Origin of the sequence: Paracoccus zhejiangensis (genome assembly GCF_002847445.1) — a bacterium.
GTDB lineage: Bacteria > Pseudomonadota > Alphaproteobacteria > Rhodobacterales > Rhodobacteraceae > Paracoccus > Paracoccus zhejiangensis.
This window is the reverse complement of sequence record NZ_CP025430.1, coordinates 1,320,589-1,337,281: the sequence shown is the minus strand read 5'-3', so window position 1 is coordinate 1,337,281 and position 16,693 is coordinate 1,320,589. Positions and strand designations below refer to the sequence as shown.

General features: G+C 68.1%; 19 protein-coding genes. 9 read left to right on the top strand and 10 right to left on the bottom strand.

Annotated features, from left to right (window positions below; all coding sequences use genetic code 11):
* The first annotated feature begins 3 nt into the window (after nt 1-3).
* The 5 genes from hutU to CX676_RS06545 are packed head-to-tail and all read left to right on the top strand — an operon-like array spanning nt 4 to nt 4,670.
* Entirely contained in the window at nt 4-1,680 is a 1,677-nt protein-coding gene (gene hutU, locus CX676_RS06565; RefSeq protein WP_101751904.1) for a urocanate hydratase, read from the top strand.
* Between the two features lie 38 nt (nt 1,681-1,718).
* Complete coding sequence (locus tag CX676_RS06560; protein WP_101754183.1) at nt 1,719-2,534, top strand: transporter substrate-binding domain-containing protein; 816 nt, start codon at nt 1,719-1,721, stop codon at nt 2,532-2,534.
* Between the two features lie 51 nt (nt 2,535-2,585).
* Nucleotides 2,586-3,233 carry an amino acid ABC transporter permease gene (locus CX676_RS06555; protein ID WP_101751903.1) on the top strand — a complete coding sequence of 216 codons (648 nt, stop codon included), beginning with the start codon at nt 2,586-2,588 and terminating at the stop codon, nt 3,231-3,233.
* A complete protein-coding gene (locus tag CX676_RS06550) occupies nt 3,233-3,895 on the top strand; it encodes an amino acid ABC transporter permease (RefSeq protein ID WP_101751902.1) in 663 nt (220 codons plus the stop codon). Before CX676_RS06555 ends, CX676_RS06550 begins: the two co-directional genes overlap by 1 nt.
* A gap of 1 nt (nt 3,896) precedes the next feature.
* Nucleotides 3,897-4,670 carry an amino acid ABC transporter ATP-binding protein gene (locus tag CX676_RS06545; RefSeq protein WP_101751901.1) on the top strand — a complete coding sequence of 258 codons (774 nt, stop codon included), beginning with the start codon at nt 3,897-3,899 and terminating at the stop codon, nt 4,668-4,670.
* A gap of 22 nt (nt 4,671-4,692) precedes the next feature.
* Here CX676_RS06545 and CX676_RS06540 read toward each other — a convergent pair whose 3' ends face one another.
* The gene (locus CX676_RS06540; protein WP_101751900.1) at nt 4,693-5,145 is read right to left on the bottom strand and encodes an Lrp/AsnC family transcriptional regulator; all 453 of its coding nucleotides are present in this window, start codon (nt 5,143-5,145) and stop codon (nt 4,693-4,695) included.
* Nucleotides 5,146-5,238: 93 nt separating this feature from the next.
* Here CX676_RS06540 and CX676_RS06535 point away from each other — a divergent pair, with 93 nt between their 5' ends.
* Nucleotides 5,239-5,826, top strand: coding sequence for a LysE family translocator (locus tag CX676_RS06535; RefSeq protein ID WP_101751899.1), 588 nt, complete (start codon nt 5,239-5,241; stop codon nt 5,824-5,826).
* A gap of 12 nt (nt 5,827-5,838) precedes the next feature.
* Here the strand turns inward: CX676_RS06535 and CX676_RS06530 are convergent, their stop codons facing one another.
* Together CX676_RS06530 and hemE are read right to left on the bottom strand one after the other, a co-directional pair.
* The gene (locus tag CX676_RS06530; protein WP_101751898.1) at nt 5,839-6,714 is read right to left on the bottom strand and encodes a DMT family transporter; all 876 of its coding nucleotides are present in this window, start codon (nt 6,712-6,714) and stop codon (nt 5,839-5,841) included.
* Nucleotide 6,715: 1 nt separating this feature from the next.
* Nucleotides 6,716-7,744, bottom strand: a complete 1,029-nt coding sequence (gene hemE, locus CX676_RS06525) for a uroporphyrinogen decarboxylase (protein ID WP_408634480.1) — start codon at nt 7,742-7,744, stop codon at nt 6,716-6,718.
* 76 nt (nt 7,745-7,820) lie between these two features.
* Between hemE and hemC the strand changes: the two genes are divergently transcribed.
* Nucleotides 7,821-8,756 carry a hydroxymethylbilane synthase gene (gene hemC, locus CX676_RS06520; RefSeq protein WP_101751896.1) on the top strand — a complete coding sequence of 312 codons (936 nt, stop codon included), beginning with the start codon at nt 7,821-7,823 and terminating at the stop codon, nt 8,754-8,756.
* Nucleotides 8,757-8,795: 39 nt separating this feature from the next.
* Here the strand turns inward: hemC and lexA are convergent, their stop codons facing one another.
* The 7 genes from lexA to CX676_RS06485 all read right to left on the bottom strand — a co-directional run bounded on the left by lexA (nt 8,796) and on the right by CX676_RS06485 (nt 14,425).
* Nucleotides 8,796-9,521, bottom strand: a complete 726-nt coding sequence (gene lexA, locus CX676_RS06515; RefSeq protein WP_101751895.1) for a transcriptional repressor LexA — start codon at nt 9,519-9,521, stop codon at nt 8,796-8,798.
* Between the two features lie 112 nt (nt 9,522-9,633).
* Nucleotides 9,634-10,812: a molybdopterin molybdotransferase MoeA gene (locus CX676_RS06510; RefSeq protein ID WP_101751894.1), complete on the bottom strand. Its 1,179-nt coding sequence runs from the start codon at nt 10,810-10,812 to the stop codon at nt 9,634-9,636.
* Entirely contained in the window at nt 10,809-11,282 is a 474-nt protein-coding gene (gene moaC / locus CX676_RS06505) for a cyclic pyranopterin monophosphate synthase MoaC (RefSeq protein WP_101751893.1), read from the bottom strand. The genes CX676_RS06510 and moaC overlap by 4 nt, the downstream gene beginning before the upstream one ends.
* On the bottom strand, nt 11,279-12,070 hold the full coding sequence (gene trpC, locus CX676_RS06500; protein WP_101751892.1) for an indole-3-glycerol phosphate synthase TrpC: 792 nt from the start codon (nt 12,068-12,070) through the stop codon (nt 11,279-11,281). Before trpC ends, moaC begins: the two co-directional genes overlap by 4 nt.
* Before the next feature lie 95 nt (nt 12,071-12,165).
* Nucleotides 12,166-12,804: a uracil-DNA glycosylase gene (locus tag CX676_RS06495; protein ID WP_101751891.1), complete on the bottom strand. Its 639-nt coding sequence runs from the start codon at nt 12,802-12,804 to the stop codon at nt 12,166-12,168.
* Nucleotides 12,801-13,826 (bottom strand): anthranilate phosphoribosyltransferase, encoded by a 1,026-nt coding sequence (gene trpD, locus CX676_RS06490; protein ID WP_101751890.1) that lies wholly within the window; start codon nt 13,824-13,826, stop codon nt 12,801-12,803. The genes CX676_RS06495 and trpD overlap by 4 nt, the downstream gene beginning before the upstream one ends.
* A complete protein-coding gene (locus tag CX676_RS06485) occupies nt 13,823-14,425 on the bottom strand; it encodes an anthranilate synthase component II (RefSeq protein WP_101751889.1) in 603 nt (200 codons plus the stop codon). The genes trpD and CX676_RS06485 overlap by 4 nt, the downstream gene beginning before the upstream one ends.
* 113 nt (nt 14,426-14,538) lie before the next feature.
* Between CX676_RS06485 and CX676_RS06480 the strand changes: the two genes are divergently transcribed.
* Nucleotides 14,539-15,450, top strand: coding sequence for a hypothetical protein (locus tag CX676_RS06480; RefSeq protein WP_101751888.1), 912 nt, complete (start codon nt 14,539-14,541; stop codon nt 15,448-15,450).
* Nucleotide 15,451: 1 nt separating this feature from the next.
* On the top strand, nt 15,452-16,630 hold the full coding sequence (locus tag CX676_RS06475; RefSeq protein WP_101751887.1) for an aminotransferase: 1,179 nt from the start codon (nt 15,452-15,454) through the stop codon (nt 16,628-16,630).
* Nucleotides 16,631-16,693: the final 63 nt, after the last annotated feature.

The window sequence follows — 16,693 nt, the reverse complement described above, 5'->3', positions numbered from 1 at the left end:
GCGATGAACAACCCCCGTCACAATACCCGCGACATCTATCCCGCCACCGGCAACACGCTGACCGCGAAAAGCTGGCTGACCGAGGCGCCGATGCGGATGCTGATGAACAACCTGCATCCCGACGTGGCCGAGAACCCGCATGAGCTGGTCGTCTATGGCGGCATCGGCCGGGCGGCGCGGACCTGGAAGGATTTCGACCTGATCGTCAAAAGCCTCACGGATCTCGAGGCCGATGAGACGCTGCTGGTGCAATCCGGCAAACCCGTGGGCGTCTTCAAGACCCACAAGGACGCGCCGCGCGTGCTGATCGCCAACTCGAACCTCGTGCCGCATTGGGCGACCTGGGACCATTTCAACGAATTGGATAAGAAGGGCCTGGCCATGTATGGCCAGATGACCGCCGGGTCGTGGATCTATATCGGCAGCCAGGGGATCGTGCAGGGCACCTACGAAACCTTCGTCGAGGCGGGCCGGCAGCATTTCGGCGGCAACCTCACCGGCAAATGGATCCTGACCGCGGGCCTTGGCGGCATGGGCGGCGCGCAGCCCTTGGCGGCAGTGATGGCCGGGGCCTGCTGCCTCGCCGTCGAATGCGACGAGACCCGCGCCGATTTCCGCCTGCGCACCCGCTATGTCGATGCCAAGACCCATGATCTGGACGAAGCCCTGGCGATGATCGATCAGTGGACCAAGGCGGGCGAGGCGAAATCGGTGGCACTGATCGGGAATGCGGCCGAGGTCTTCCCCGAACTCGTCCGCCGCATGAAGGCCGGCGGCGCGCGCCCCGACATCGTCACCGACCAGACCTCGGCCCATGATCCGGTGCATGGCTATCTGCCGCTTGGCTGGACCGTCGCGGAATGGCGCGCGAAACAGGAAAGCGAACCCAAGGCGGTCGAGGCCGCAGCCCGGGCGAGCATGAAGCAGCATGTGGCCGCCATGGTCGACTTCTGGAATGCCGGGGTGCCGACCCTGGATTACGGCAACAACATCCGTCAGGTGGCGCTGGAGGAGGGGCTGGAAAATGCCTTTGCCTTCCCCGGTTTCGTGCCCGCCTATATCCGCCCGCTCTTCTGCCGGGGCATCGGGCCGTTCCGTTGGGCGGCGCTGTCGGGCGACCCGGAAGACATCTACAAGACCGACCAGAAGGTGAAAGAGCTGATCGACGATCCGCATCTGCACAACTGGCTCGACATGGCGCGTGACCGCATCAGCTTCCAGGGCCTGCCGGCGCGGATCTGCTGGGTCGGGCTTGGCCTGCGTCACAAGCTGGGCCTCGCCTTCAACGAGATGGTGCGGAATGGCGAGCTTTCCGCCCCCATCGTCATCGGCCGCGACCATCTGGACAGCGGCAGCGTAGCCAGCCCCAACCGTGAGACCGAGGCGATGCAGGACGGCAGCGACGCGGTCAGCGACTGGCCGCTGCTGAATGCCCTCCTGAACACCGCCTCGGGCGCCACCTGGGTCAGCCTGCATCACGGCGGCGGGGTCGGCATGGGCTTCTCGCAGCATTCGGGTATGGTCATCTGCTGCGACGGGACGCAGGATGCCGATGCCCGGATCGCGCGGGTGCTGTGGAACGACCCAGCCACGGGCGTCATGCGCCATGCCGATGCCGGTTACGACATGGCGCTGGACTGCGCCCGCGAGCACCAGCTGAACCTGCCCGGCATCCTGTGATGCCGGTAAACCAAAAGACGACCAACAAGGAGAGACCCATGACATTGACCACCCTGAAAGGCGCCCTCCTGGGCATGACCATCCTTGGCCTTGCCACCCCTGCGCTGGCCGACCAGCTGGCCGACATCAAGGCGGCGGGCAAGATCGTCACCGCGACCGACATGCATTACGCGCCCTTCGACATGCTGAACAACGGCACCTACGAGGGCATGACCAAGGACCTGTTCGACGAGGTCTCGAAGGAACTGGGTGTCGAGCCGGTCTATCAGGACATCCCCTGGCCGGCCGAGCTGCCGGGCCTCGAAGTGGGCAAGTTCGACATCATCATCGCCCCGGTGACCGTCACGCCCGAACGGATCGAGCGTTACGCCTTTGGCCTGCCCATCGCCGATGCCACTGTGGGCCTTGTCCGCGCGGTCAGCAGCGATGCGGTGCAGAAGCCCGAGGATATCGCCGGCAAGACCGTCGGCGTCCAGCAGGGCACCGCGCAGTTCAAGCAGCTCGAGGCCTATGGCGCCAGCCTTGGCGAGGTGTCGATCAAGGAATACGGCACCACCGACGAGGCCTATGCCGACCTGGCCGCCGGGCGTCTGGACGCGGTGGCGGGTTCCTCGCCGAACCTCGCCTACCTGGTGAAGAACCGGCCCGAGACCTTCGTGCAGACCGATCCCGCGACCTTTGGCGAGCCGAAGTATTTCGCCTGGGCCATGCAGAAGGACGAGGATTCGGCCAGCCTCGTCGAGGCCGTCAATGCCGCGATCCTGAAGATGCATGACGATGGCCGCATGGCCGCGATCCAGGAGAAATGGCTGGGCGTCGCGCCCGACCTGCCGCGCGAAGTCCCGACCGAGTGATTGCATCGCGGGCGGGGGTGACCCCGTCCGCATCTGCCAGAGAAAGCGGCGATGTTTTCCATTCCGACCTTCCTTGAAAGCTTTGGCCCGCTGGCCATGGCCGCGCGCTTCACGCTGCTGGTGTCGGGCCTTGGCATTGCGCTGGGGCTGGTGATCGGCGCGCTGGTCTGTGCCTGCGCCCTGTCGAAATCGCGCGGGCTGCGCCGCTTTGCCGCCATCTGGGTCAGCTTCCTGCGCGGTGTGCCGCTGTTGGTGCAACTGCTGCTGATGTATTACCTGCTGCCCGTCGTCGGCATCAGCATTCCCGCACTGGCCGCCGCCGTCATCACCGTGGGCATCTGCGCCAGCGCCTATATCAGCGAGATCTGGCGCGGCGCGATCGGTGCGCTGCCCCCCGGTCAGTCCGAGGCGGCCGAGGCGATCGGCATGGCGCCGGGCACCATCTGGACCCGGATCGTGCTGCCGCAGGCCGTGGTCATGTCGCTGCCGGCGCTGGTCAACGAGCTGATCCTGCTGGTCAAGGCTTCGTCGCTGGTCTCGATGGTGGGCATCATGGAGGTGACGCGCGCCAGCCAGGCGCAGGCCGCCACCACCTTCCGCCCGCTCGAGGTCTATCTCGCCGCCGCCTGCATCTACCTGGCCATCAACCTCTGCCTCGCCGGGATCGGCCGCTGGCTGGAACACAAGGCGGCCGTCTGATGGAATGGAGCGTCTTTCAGCAATACGGCCCGATGCTGCTGCGCGGCTTCGGCATCACCATCTTCTGCTGGATCATGGGCACCATCCTCGGCATGGCGCTTGGCCTGATGATCGCGCTGGCGCAACGCTATGGCCCGCGCCCGCTGCGCTGGCTGTTGCAGGCCTATATCGAGGTGATCCGCGGCACGCCCTTCCTCGTGCAGCTCTTCGTTCTCTATTACGGTGGTCCGCTGGTCGGGTTGCGTCTGGACGCGCTGCCCGCCGGGCTTCTGGGCCTGACCATCTATGGCAGTCCCTATTTCGCCGAGATCTTCCGCTCAGGCTTCAACGCGGTGCCCAAGGGCCAGATCGAGGCCGCCCGCGCCATCGGCATGGCCGAAGTGTCGATCATCCGCCGCATCCTTCTGCCGCTGGGGCTGGTCTCGGCGCTCCCGGCGCTGGTCAATTTCTCGATCATCCTGACCAAGGAGACGGTGATCCTGTCGATCATCACCGTGCCGGAGTTGATGTATCAGGTCAGCCGGATGTCCACCGAAACCTTCCGCTTTCTGGAAGCGAATTTCGTGCTGGCGCTGTTCTTCTGGGGGCTGGTCGAGGCGATCTCGCGCCTTGGCCGCCGCTTCGAGACGCGCATCACCCAACATCTGATCGAGAGGGTCTGAGATGGTTCAGGCATCCAGCGTCGAGATCCGCAAGGTCAACAAGTTCTACGGTCCGTTCCAGGCGTTGACCGATATCGACTTGTCGATCCCGCCGGGCAAGGTCACCTGCCTGATCGGGCCGTCGGGCTCGGGCAAGTCAACCCTTCTGCGCTGCATCAACTTCCTCGAGGAATACGACTCGGGCGAGGTGCTGATCGACGGGCAGACCATCGGCTATGACGCGCCGGGCAAGAAGATGTCGGGCCGCAAGCTGCGCGAGATGCGGCGCGGGATCGGCATGGTGTTCCAGCAGTTCAATCTGTGGCCGCACATGACCGCGCAGGAGAACGTGGCCGAGGGGCTGATCCGCGTGCGCGGGTTGCCCAAGGCCGAGGCCGCGAGCCGCGCCGCCGAGGCTTTGCGCAAGGTCGGGCTGGCCGACCGGATGGCGAACCACCCGGCGCGGCTGTCAGGCGGGCAACAGCAGCGCGTCGCCATCGCCCGCGCCATCGCCATGGAACCCAAGCTGATGCTCTTTGACGAACCGACCAGCGCGCTGGACCCGGAACTGGTGGGCGAGGTGCTGACCGTGATGAAGGCGCTGGCCGGCGAGGGCATGACCATGGTGGTCGTCACCCACGAGATGGGCTTTGCCGCCCATGTCGCCGATCAGGTCGCCTTCATGGAGAAGGGCGAACTGGTCGCCGTCGATGCGCCCGCGCGCATCCTGCACCAGCCCGAGGATCCCCGCATCCAGTCCTTCCTGCGCACCTATCACGAGCGCAACGCCTTCTGAACCGCGCGTCCCGAGGGCTGGCTCACGCCCGCTCGTCCTTGGGGCTGCCCATGAGCACATGGGTGGTGATCGTGGCGATATGGGCGAAATCGCCCAGCACGTCAGTGTGGAACTGCTTGTAGGCGGCCAGATCGCGGCATTCCACACGCAGCAGATATTCGACGGAGCCGGTGATGTTATGGCATTCGCGCACCTGCGGCGCGGCGCGGCAAGTGCGCTCGAAGGCCTGCTGCGCCTCGGTCGAATGGCGCGAGAGACCGATCATCACATAGGCCACGAAGCCCACATCCCGCGCCTCGGCGCTGATGACGGCGCGATAGCCGGCGATGATCCCGCGCCGCTCCATCTCCTGCACCCGGCGCAGGCAGGCCGAGGGCGACAGCCCGACCTTGGCGGCCAGATCGATGTTCGAGATGCGGCCATCCGCCTGAAGGGCGCGCAATATCCGCTCGGAAATCTGATCAATATCATTCATGGATTGCAAGAATGGTAGATTGAGGACGCAAAAAGCAAGCCAATTGCGCGCGTGATGGCGCAAATATTGCGCAAGAAATCACAGAGGTCCGCCATGCAGCCCGATATCCTCATTGCCCTGATCGGCTTTGCCTTCATCACCTCGGTCACGCCGGGGCCGAACAACATGATGCTGATGGCTTCGGGCGCGAATTTCGGCCTGCGCCGCACGGTGCCGCATATGCTGGGCGTCTCGCTCGGCTTTGGCGCGATGGTCATGGTGCTGGGGTTGGGCTTCGACCGGTTGATCACCGGCACGCCGGCCTTGGCTGAGGCGCTGAAATGGATCAGCCTTGCCTATATGCTGTGGCTGGCATGGAAGATCGCCAGTTCCTCGCGCCCGTCCGAGGAGAAATCGACGGCGCGGCCGATGACCTTCCTGCAGGCGGCGGCGTTCCAATGGGTGAATCCCAAGGCCTGGGCGATGGCGCTTGGCGCGCTGTCGGCCTATGCGGCGGGCGTCGGCGGGGCGCTGGTGGTGGGGCTGGTCTTTGCGCTGGTGAACCTGCCCTCGGTCTCGCTCTGGGCGGCCATGGGGCAGGGGCTGCGGCGGTTGCTGGCGGCACCTGGGCGGCTGCGGGCCTTCAACTGGACCATGGCGGCGGGGCTGGTGCTGTCGATGCTGCCGGTGCTGTTCCACTGAGGCCGGAAGGCCTCAGATCGCCACCCACAAGAGCCAGCCGACCCCGGCGACGATCAGCCCCATCCCGGCCAGCTGGCGCGCCGAGGCGCGCTGGCGGAAGACCCGGCCCGAGACGAGTTGCGCAAAAGGCACCTCGATCAGCGCCAATGTGCGGACATTGGCGGCCGAGGTCAGGGCAAAGCCGGTGAACCAGAAAAGCGAGGCAAAGGCACCAAGCGCGCCAGCGGCCAGCGATCCGCGCCATTCGCGGATGATGCCCGACAGCGCCTTGCGGTCGAAAAGTGAAAGCCAGACCAGCGCCAGAACGGTCTGCACCGCCAGTGTCAGCGTCAGGATGGTCAGCGCCCGCAGGACAAAGCCGCCCTCCGGCAGCGCGAGGATCGCGCCGCGAAAGCCGATGGCCGAGAGGCCGAACAGCGCCCCGGCCATCACCCCGTCAAAGACGCTGCGCAGCCCGGCGCGGCTCCAGTCGGCGCCCGAAACCAGCAGCACACCCAGCACGGCCGTGGCAATGGCGCCGATGCGACCCCAGCCCAGAGGCTCGGCCAGCAGCATCGCGCCGATCAGCGCCAGCGTCACGGGTTCGGTCTTGCTGAGCGCGGTGGCGATACCGAAGCCCCGCCCCTGCATCGCGAGCAGCAGAAAGCCCGTGGCCAGCATCTGTGCCACCGCGCCCATGACCGCCCAGGCCAGCGAGGCTGTGCCGGGGGCGGGCAGAGTGTTCAGCAGGGCGGCAATCGCCAGCGCCAGCGCCGCGAAGGGCAGGCCGAAGATGAAGCGCACCGCCGTCGCGCCCGCCGTTCCGATGCGCCCGGTCAGGCCCGCCTGCGCGGCGTTCCTGCCGGTCTGGGCCAGCGCCGCGATCAGCGTGGTGGCGATCCACAGCATCTCAGGCGCTGCGCACCGCGTCGATCATCCGCGCCACATTGTCGGGATCGGCATCCGGGGTGATGCCATGGCCAAGATTGAAGACATGCGGCCCGCCGCGGAAGGCGCGGGTGATGCGCTGCGCCTCGGCCACCAGCTCCGGCCCGCCGGTGACCATGTGGCGCGGGTCCATGTTGCCCTGCACGCAACCATCGACCTGCACGTTCGCCGCCGCCCATTCGGCACTGACCGAATTGTCCAGCGCCACGCAATCGGCACCGACAGCCCGGCCAAAGCCGATATAGCGATCCCCCGCCTGACGCGGGAAGGCGATGACCGGCACGCCGGGATGACGCGCCTTCAGTGCGGCGATGATATCCCGCGCGGGGGCGAGGGCGAAATCGTCGAAATCGCGGCCTTTCAGGCTGCCGGCCCAGCTGTCGAAGAGTTTCACCACCTCGGCCCCGGCCTCGATCTGGGCCGAAAGGTAAAGGATCGTCGCCTCGGTGATGCGCTGGATCAGCGCGGTGAAGGCGGCACGGTCGGCGGCGATCATGGCATGGGCCGGACCCTGGTCCGGCGTGCCGCGACCGGCGACCATATAGGTCGCCACCGTCCAGGGCGCGCCGGCAAAACCGATCAGCGCCGTCTCGCGCGGCAATTCGCGGGCAAGGATGCGCACGGTTTCATAGACCGGGGCCAGCGTCTCGTGGATCTCCTCTGCCGGACGCAGCGCCGCCACGCCGGCGGCATCGGTCAGGGTCGAGAGACGCGGCCCCTCGCCGGTCACGAACCACAGATCGGCGCCAAGTGCCTGTGGCACCAGGAGGATATCGGCAAACAGGATCGCCGCGTCGAAGCCGAAACGGCGGATCGGTTGCAGCGTCACCTCGGCGGCCAGTTCGGGATTGTAGCAGAGCGACAGGAAATCGCCGGCCTCGGCGCGCGTGGCGCGGTATTCGGGCAGGTAGCGCCCGGCCTGGCGCATCATCCAGATCGGCGGGGTGGGCAGGGTCTCACCCGCGAGGGCGCGCAGCAGCAGCTTGGTCATGATGCCTCCAGTCCCGCCCCTTCAAGGGGTCCAGCGAGGCGTTGTCAAGCGCGCGACCCGACGCTATGGCAAGGGCATGATGGATATGCCCACTTCCCAATCGCCGCTTCGCATCGGCACCCGTGGCTCGGCACTGGCGCTGGCGCAGGCGCACGAGACCCGCGCCCGGCTGATGGCCGCCCATGACCTGCCCGCCCTGGCCTTCGAGATCGTGGTGATCAAGACCACCGGCGACCGGGTGACCGACCGGCCGCTGAAGGAGATCGGCGGCAAGGGCCTGTTCACCCGCGAGATCGAGGAGGCGCTGACCGAGGGCGCCATCGACATCGCCGTGCATTCGATGAAGGACATGCCGACGCTGCAGCCGGATGGGTTGCTGATCGACTGCTTCCTGCCGCGCGAGGATGTGCGCGACGCCTTTGTCAGCCCGCATTTCGCCTCGATCGCAAACCTGCCCGCCGGGACGGTGGTGGGGTCTTCGAGCCTGAGGCGGCGGGCGCAGCTGGCCCATCGCCGGCCCGATCTGCAACTGGTCGAGTTTCGCGGCAACGTGCAGACCCGTCTGAAAAAGCTCGACGAGGGCGTGGCCGCCGCGACCTTCCTCGCCATGGCGGGCCTGCGCCGGTTGGACATGGCGCATGTCGCCCGCAGCGCCATCGATCCCGAGGAGATGCTGCCCGCCGTGGCGCAGGGGGCCATCGGGGTCGAGCGGCGCGCGGCCGATGACCGCGCCGCCGCGCTGCTGCACCGCATCAATGATGTCGAGACCGGCCAGCGTATCGCTGCCGAGCGGGCCTTTCTGACGCGGCTGGATGGGTCGTGCCAGACACCGATTGCCGGGCTGGCCGAGCTGGACGGGACGAGGCTGGTCCTGCGCGGCGAGATCCTGTCGCCCGATGGGGCGGTGGTCATCGCGGGCCGCCGCGAGGGCAGCGTGGCCGAGGGCGCGGCGATGGGCCGCGATCTGGCCGAGGAACTGCTGGGGAAGGCGGGGCCGGGCTTCTTTGGCTGAGGGCGCGTTTCGCGCCGCCACCCCCGACCCGAGGGAAACTCAGTAGCTGCGGATCAGCCCGACCAGACGGCCCTGAACCCGCACGGCGGATTCGGGCAGCACCCGGGTCTCATAGGCCGGGTTCGCGGCCTCGAGCGCGATCATCGCGCCCCGGCGGCGATAGCGTTTCAACGTCGCCTCGTGCCCTTCAACCAGCGCCACGATGATATCGCCATTCTCGGCGGTCGCCTGTTCGCGGATCACCACGACATCGCCATCGTTGATCCCGGCCTCGATCATCGAATCGCCCCGCACCTCGAGCGCGTAATGGTTTTCGCGCCCGCGCAGCATGCTGCCCGGCACCGCGATGTGATGCGAAACCTCGGAAATCGCCTCGATCGGCACACCTGCGGCGATGCGGCCCATCAGCGGCAGTTCGACCGCCGGGCTGTCGGTGATGGTCATGGCGCCGCGCGGCTGCGGCGGGCGGTTGTTCGTGATGACGCGGGGCGAGAAGCCGGGTGCAGCGTCGGACGAGGCCGCGCCGGGAATCGCGGCGGCGCCGCCCATGCTGTCGGGCAGGCGGATGATCTCCAGCGCCCGTGCCCGGTGCGGCAGGCGGCGGATGAAGCCGCGTTCCTCCAGCGCCGTGACCAGCCGGTGAATGCCGGATTTCGAGCGCAGGTCCAGCGCATCCTTCATCTCGTCGAACGAGGGAGGCACGCCGTCCCGCGCCATGCGTTTCTGGATGAAGTCCAGCAGTTCGATCTGCTTTTTGGTCAGCATCTGCGTCGATCCCCGGCAAGGCCCGTTCGGGCAGTGTTCGATGAATGTTCTAACCTGATTGACGAATCACGTCAACAATCTGCACCGCCAGCCGTGAACAAAAGGTTAACCTTCAGGAACGCAGCGGGATGAACTCGACCACTTCGCCGGCCTTGCGGGCGGGATCGTTCGCGGGACGGATCATCAGCGCATCGGCCTGCGAGATCAGGGCAAGGCGCGCGGAATCCTGGTCGCCGAAGGCGGTGACGCGGGGCAGGTCCTCGCCCGGGCTCAGCGTCGCGCGCAGGTAATGCTGGCGCGGCCCCTCGGGGCGCAGGTCATTGGCCAGCCGGCCTTTCAGCGTGGGCACAAGGCCCGGTAGCCCCTGCATCCGCAGGATGAGAGGTTGCATGAAGATGATCGCGCAAACGATTGATGAAACAGGATTACCCGGCAGTCCCAGCATGGCGGTTTGGCCGATGGTTCCGGCCATCAGCGGCTTGCCCGGTCGCATGGCGATCTTGTAGAAGGCGCGGTCCATGCCCAGCTCGCCGGCGACCTTGCCGACCAGGTCGTGATCGCCGACCGAGGCGCCGCCGATGGTGACCAGAAGATCGGCCTCCGCCGCGCGGGCAAAGCTGTCGCGCAGGCTGGACTCGGTGTCGCGCGCGATGGGCAGGACCTCGGCCTCGGCGCCGACGGCGCGGGCCAGGGCCGCCACGGCGATGTCGTTCGAGCAGATGATCTGGCCCGGTCCGGGGATTTCGCCGGGGCGCAGCAACTCGTCGCCCGTGGCCAGCACCGCGACACGCGGGCGGCGGGCGACGGTGACACGGGGAATGTTCATCCCGGCCAAGAGGCCAATGTCCGAAGGGGTCAGCGGACGCTGCGGATCGAAGCGGTCGCCGTCCGAGAAATCATTGCCACGCGGGCGGATATGGCTGCCACCCGAGGCATCGGTGACAGTCAGAACATCGCCCTCGCGCGCGGTGTTTTCCTGCATGACCACGCGGTCATAGCCTTCCGGCACGGCGGCGCCGGTGAAAATGCGGATCGCGGTGCCGGGCAGGGCCTCGCCTTGCCACGGATGCCCGGCGGCGGATTCGCCGATCACCCGCAGCGGCTGCGCCAGATCGGCCTCGCGCAGGGCATAGCCATCCATCGCGGCGGCGTTGAAAGGGGGCTGGGTCAGGCGCGCGGCGACCGGGGCCAGGAGCGAGCGGCCCACGGCATCGGCAATCGCGATCTCTTCGCCCTCGGGCGCAGGGGCCAGTGCCAGAACCCTTGCAAGCGCCTCGTCGACGGAGATCATGCCCCGGCCTCGTAGGTGCCGGACTTGCCGCCGGATTTGCGCAGAAGCCGGATATTTTCGATCCGCATGCCCTTCTCGGCGGCTTTCAGCATGTCATAGATGGTCAGGCAGGCCACCGACACGGCGGTCAGCGCCTCCATCTCGACCCCGGTCTGGCCGGCGGTGCGCACCGTGGCAGTGACGCGGATGCCGGGCAGGCTGGCATCCGGGGTCAGGTCCAGCGCGACCTTGGTGATCGGCAGCGGATGGCAGAGCGGGATCAGATCGGCGGTGCGTTTGGCCCCCATGATCCCGGCCAGACGGGCAACGCCCATCACATCGCCCTTCTTCGCCCCGCCCTGCGCGAGGGCCAGCGTCTCGGGCGCCATCACCACGCAGCCCTCGGCCACAGCCTCGCGCGCGGTCGATTCCTTGTCCGAGACATCGACCATATGCGCCTGACCGGCGGCGTCGAAATGCGTCAGGCTCATGTAGCCACCTCAAGGATGTCGCGGGTGGCCGCGGTCACATCGGCCTGCCGCATCAGGCTTTCGCCGATGAGGAAGCGGCGGGCGCCGACGGCCATCATCGCGGCGAGGTCGGCGGGGGTGAACAATCCGCTTTCGCAGACCAGGTCCCGATCCGCCGGAACGCGCGGCGCAAGTTTGCGCGTTACATCAAGAGACAGGTCGAAGGTCTTGAGATTGCGGTTGTTTATACCAATCAGCGGCGATTTCAATCGCAACGCGCGATCCAGTTCCTCGCCGTCATGCACCTCGATCAGCGCATCCATGCCCCAGTGAATGGCCGCCTCCTCGAGTTCCGCAGCCAGCGCATCATCGACCGAGGCCATGATGATCAGGATGCAATCGGCACCCCAGCTGCGCGCCTCGGCCACCTGATAGGGGTCATAGAGGAAATCCTTGCGCAAGACCGGCAGGTCGCAGGCGGCGCGGGCGGCGGTCAGGAATTCGGGCGCGCCTTGGAAGCTCGGGCCATCGGTCAGCACCGACAGGCAGGCGGCGCCGCCGGCCTGATAGGCGCGCGCCAGTGCCGGCGGGTCGAAATCGGGCCGGATCAGCCCTTTCGAGGGGCTGGCCTTCTTGATTTCGGCAATCAGCGCCGGGCCTTGGGCGGCCTTGGCCGTCAGGCTGGCGGCAAAGCCGCGCGGGGCGTCGGCGGCGCGGGCGGCGGCCTCCACATCGGCCAGCGGACGCGCGGCCTTGGCGGCCGCGATCTCGTCCAGCTTGTAGGCCTTGATCTTGTCGAGAATATGCATGGTCTGGTTCTACCCTTGCTGCCGCGGCAAAGGAAGGGGGCGCTGCCCCCGTCCTCTGCCCGGACTCCCCCGGGGGTATTGGGGCGAGAAAGACGCTAGCGGGTCCAGTTGATCGCGGCGCGGTTCTGCGCCGTCAGCCAGTCATTGATCCGACTGAAGGGGCGCGAGCCGAAGAAGCCACGCCGGGCCGAGAGTGGGGAAGGATGGGCGGTTTCGATCAGCAGATCCTGCGGCCGAGGCAAGCCGGCCAGCGCCTTCTGCGCGTGGTTGCCCCAGAGGAGGAAGGCCAGCGGGGCATGGCGCTGCGCCTCGGCCACGGCCTGACGGGCGAGGCGGTCCCAGCCCCATTTCGCATGAACGCCCGCCTGACCGGGCAGGACCGAGAGCGAGGTGTTCAGCAGAAGCACGCCCTGTTCGGCCCAAGGGGTGAGGTCGCCAGTCTGCGGCGCGCTGCCGAGATCCTCGCGGAGTTCAGCAAAGATGTTCTTCAGCGACCGGGGCAGGGCGATGTCGGGGGCGACCGAGAAGGCAAGGCCATTGGCATGGCCGGGGGTCGGATAAGGGTCCTGACCCAGAATCACCACGCGCACCCGTTCGGGCGGGGTGGCGGCAAGCGCGGCGAAAAGGCGATCGGGGCCGGGCAGCCAGTCCGGGGCTGCGGCCAGCCGGTCGCGGATCGCGGGCCAGTCCTCGCGGAAGAAGGGCAGATGCGCCCAAGCGGCGGGCGGGATCATGCCTCGGGCGGGCCGGTGACCTCGGACAGGGCAACAAGCCGGGCCTTGGCGCCGCCGCTGTCGATCGACTCGCGGGCGATCTCGGCGCCTTGGCGCAGGTCGCTGGCGCGGTCGGCGATGACCAGCGCTGCGGCGGCGTTCAGCAGTACCGCATCGCGATAGGCGCTGGCCTCGCCGTCGAGCAGCGCGCGGAAGGCGGCGGCGTTATGCGCCGGTTCGCCGCCGATGATCGCCTCGAACGGGTGGCGGGTCAGGCCGGCATCCTCGGGCGTCACCTCGATCTCGGTGATCTGGCCGTCCTTCAGCGCCGCGACATAGCTGGGGCCGGCGATGCTGATCTCGTCGGTGCCATCGCCGCCATGGACCAGCCATGCGGCATCCGAACCCAGATCGCGCAGCACCTCGGCCATAGGCCGGATCCAGTCGCGCGAGAAGGCGCCGGTCAGCTGCCGCCGCACCGAGGCCGGGTTGGTCAGCGGACCCAGCAGGTTGAAGATCGTGCGCGTGCCAAGCTCCGTGCGCGGCGCGCCGACATGGCGCATCGCGGGATGGTGCATGGTCGCCATCATGAAGCAGATGCCGGCGCGGTCCAGGGCCTCCTGCGCCACCTTGGGGCCACCCAGCACGTTGATGCCCATCTGGCTCAGCGCATCGGCCGAACCGGATTTCGAGCTGAGATTGCGGTTGCCATGCTTGGCCACCGGCACGCCCGCACCGGCCACGACAAAAGCCGTGGCGGTCGAGATGTTCAGCGTGCCCTTGCCGTCGCCGCCGGTGCCGACGATGTCGATGGCGCCGTCGGGCGCATGGATGCGGTTCATCCGGGCGCGCATGGCGCGGGCGGCGGCGGCGATCTCGTCCACCGTCTCGCCGCGCACGCGCAGCGCCATCAGCAGGCCGCCGATCTGCGCCGGGGTGGCGCGGCCCTCGAACAGCGCGGAAAAGGCGGCCTCGGCCTCGGGGCCGGTCAGCGGGCGGCTGGCGGCAAGGCCGATCAGCGGGCGGATGTCATCGGTGATCATGCGGCCTCGCGTCGCGGGGTGCAGCGGCCAAGGAAGGTGCGGATCATCTCGTGCCCGTGCTCCGAGGCGATGGATTCGGGGTGGAACTGCACGCCCTCGATCGGCAGCGCCTCGTGGACCAGCCCCATGATCGTGTCGTCATCCGAGCGGGCGGTGACGCGCAGCGAGTTGGGCAGGCTTTCCGGCTCGACCGTCAGCGAATGGTAGCGGGTTGCCTTCAAGGGCGAGGGCAGGCCCTCGAAAACGCCGGTGCCGTCATGCAGGATCTCGTCGACCTTGCCGTGAAGGATGCGGTTGGCGCGGACGATCTTGCCGCCGAAAGCCTCGCCGATGGCCTGGTGGCCGAGGCAGACGCCCAGAAGCGGGATGCGCGTCTCGGCCACGGCGCGAATGAGCGGCAGGCAGATGCCCGCCTGTGCCGGATCGCAGGGGCCGGGCGAGATCACGATGCCGTCAGGGTTGAGTGCCAGCGCCTGTTCGACCGTCAGCACATCGTTGCGGTGAACGGTCACCTCGGCCCCGGCCTCGCCCAGATAATGCACGAGGTTCCAGGTAAAGCTGTCGTAATTGTCGATCAGCAGGATACGGGGGGCTGTCATGGCCGGACCTTCGCGCTTGGGGTCGGGGGCGGTTTCCCCCGGATTTCGGACCCGCTATAGATGGGCCAAAGCGCGCCGGGGGGTCAAGCCCGGCCAGCAGGGAAACGAGGCGGATGGCAAAGGGATTCGGGACCGGGCTGATCCATGGCGGGCTTGCCGGTGCGGCGGGGCTGCTGGCGCTGGCGCTGGCGGTGCCGGTGTCCGAACCTCAGCCGGAACAGCCGGCAGAGGCGCCGGTCGAGGCGCCGGCAGAGACCGCATCGCCGGTCGAACCCGTCGAGGCGGCACCCGAATCTGCGGTCGTGCCCGAGCCTGCCCCCGAACCCGCGCCCGAACCCGCGCCCGAACCTGCGCCCGAACCTGCGGCGCTGTCGCCCGCCGAGACCCCGGTTGACGGCCCTGCCGATCCTGCGCCGCAGGCCGGATCGGTCAACCTGCCGGTCGGATCGGAATTTGCCCGCAGCGCCGACCTGGCCCCGCCGGTTCCGGCCATTCCTGCCGCTCCCGCCGCCAGTGCTAGCCTGACCGAGGCCCCCGCCGTGGTCGCGCCCGCCGCCGAGCCTGCGCCGGTTTCCTCGGCCGCCCCGGTCCAGATGCCCGATCCTGCCGCCGACCGCATCTCGGTCAGCCGGTTGAGCGCGCCCGAGGCCGAGGAGGCGCCGGACCTGTCGGGCGTTCTGTCGCGCGGGGCGCCGTCGCTGGCGGCTGCTCCGGCGGGTCTGGCCGATGCCGCTGCACCCGATGACCTGCCTGATCCGGTCGCCCCGCTGCCCGAGGTGCAGGCCGAAGCCGCGCCGGTAGAGCCAGAGGTCGTCGAGCCAGCGCCGGTTGAGCCGGAACCGCAGCCGGAACCGGAACCCGCGTCCGAACTGGTGGCGGTCGAGCCCGCAGAGGAACCCGCACCGACACCCGTCGCGGAAGCCCCGACCGAAGCCCCGTCGCAAACCAGCGCCGCCCCCGCTCCTGCGCTCGACCTTTCGACGCCGCCCGACCTTACCGAACTCAATCTCCTTGAACGGAACTGACATGTCCGCACCGACCAATCCCGCCATTGCCGCCACCTTCAGCCCCCCGGTGATGGAGGCGCGGCGCTGGTTGAACGGTGTGACCTTCCCGCCCGACCGGCCGCTGATCAACGTCAGCCAGGCCGCCCCGGTCGATCCGCCCCCCGAGGGGCTGCGCCGTGCCATTGCCGAGGCCGCGCTGAACCGGCCGGACGCGCATCTTTACGGGCCGGTGCTGGGGAATGCCGATCTGCGGCAGGCGGTGGCCGAGGAGTTTTCGCAGAGCTATGGCGCAAGTGTCGCGCCCGAGCAGGTGGCGATCACGCAAGGATGCAACCAGGCCTTCTGCACCGCCATGACCATGCTGGCGGCGGCAGGCGACGAGGTGATCCTGCCTGTGCCGTGGTATTTCAACCACAAGATGTGGCTCGACATGATGGGCATTGTCACCCGTCCGCTGGCCTGCGACGCCGCCATGCTGCCCGACCCCGAGGCGGCAGCGGCGCTGATTACGCCCCGCACCCGCGCCATCGTGCTGGTCACGCCGAACAACCCGACCGGGGCGGAATATCCCGAGGGGCTGCTGACGCGCTTCTATGACCTTTGCCGTGCGCATGGCATCGCGCTGGTGCTGGACGAGACCTATCGCGATTTCGATGCGCGCGAGGGTGCGCCCCATGACCTGCTGACGCGCGAGGGGGCTGGGGAAACGCTGATCCAACTCTACTCCTTCTCCAAGGCCTATCGCCTGACCGGGCATCGTGTCGGCGCGATGATCGCGGGGCAGGCGCGGATGATCGAGGCCGAGAAGTTTCTGGACACCGTCGCCATCTCGACCTCGCAGTTGGGCCAGATCGGCGCGCTCTGGGGGATGCAGAACCTGCGCGACTGGCTGGCCGGAGAACGGGCCGAGATCCTGACCCGCCGCGCCGCCGCCACGCGGGTCCTGTCACAATTGCCGGGATGGGAGCTGCGCAGCTGCGGCGCCTATTTCGCCTGGCTGCGCCATCCCTTTGCCGCCACCTCGGCTGATCTGGCGCCGCGCCTGGTGCGCGAGGCGGGGGTGCTGGCGCTGCCCGGGACCATGTTCATGCCCGAGGGTGATGCCGAGGGCGCGGCGCATTTCCGTATTGCCTTCGCCAATGCCGATGCGGCGGGTATCGCCGAACTGGGGCAGCGGCTGGCAGCCTTTACGGCCTAGCCGGGGCTGACGATGCCGTGGGCGCGGGGTCGCAGGGCCTTGTCGTCCCGCCGGGTGGGGCCT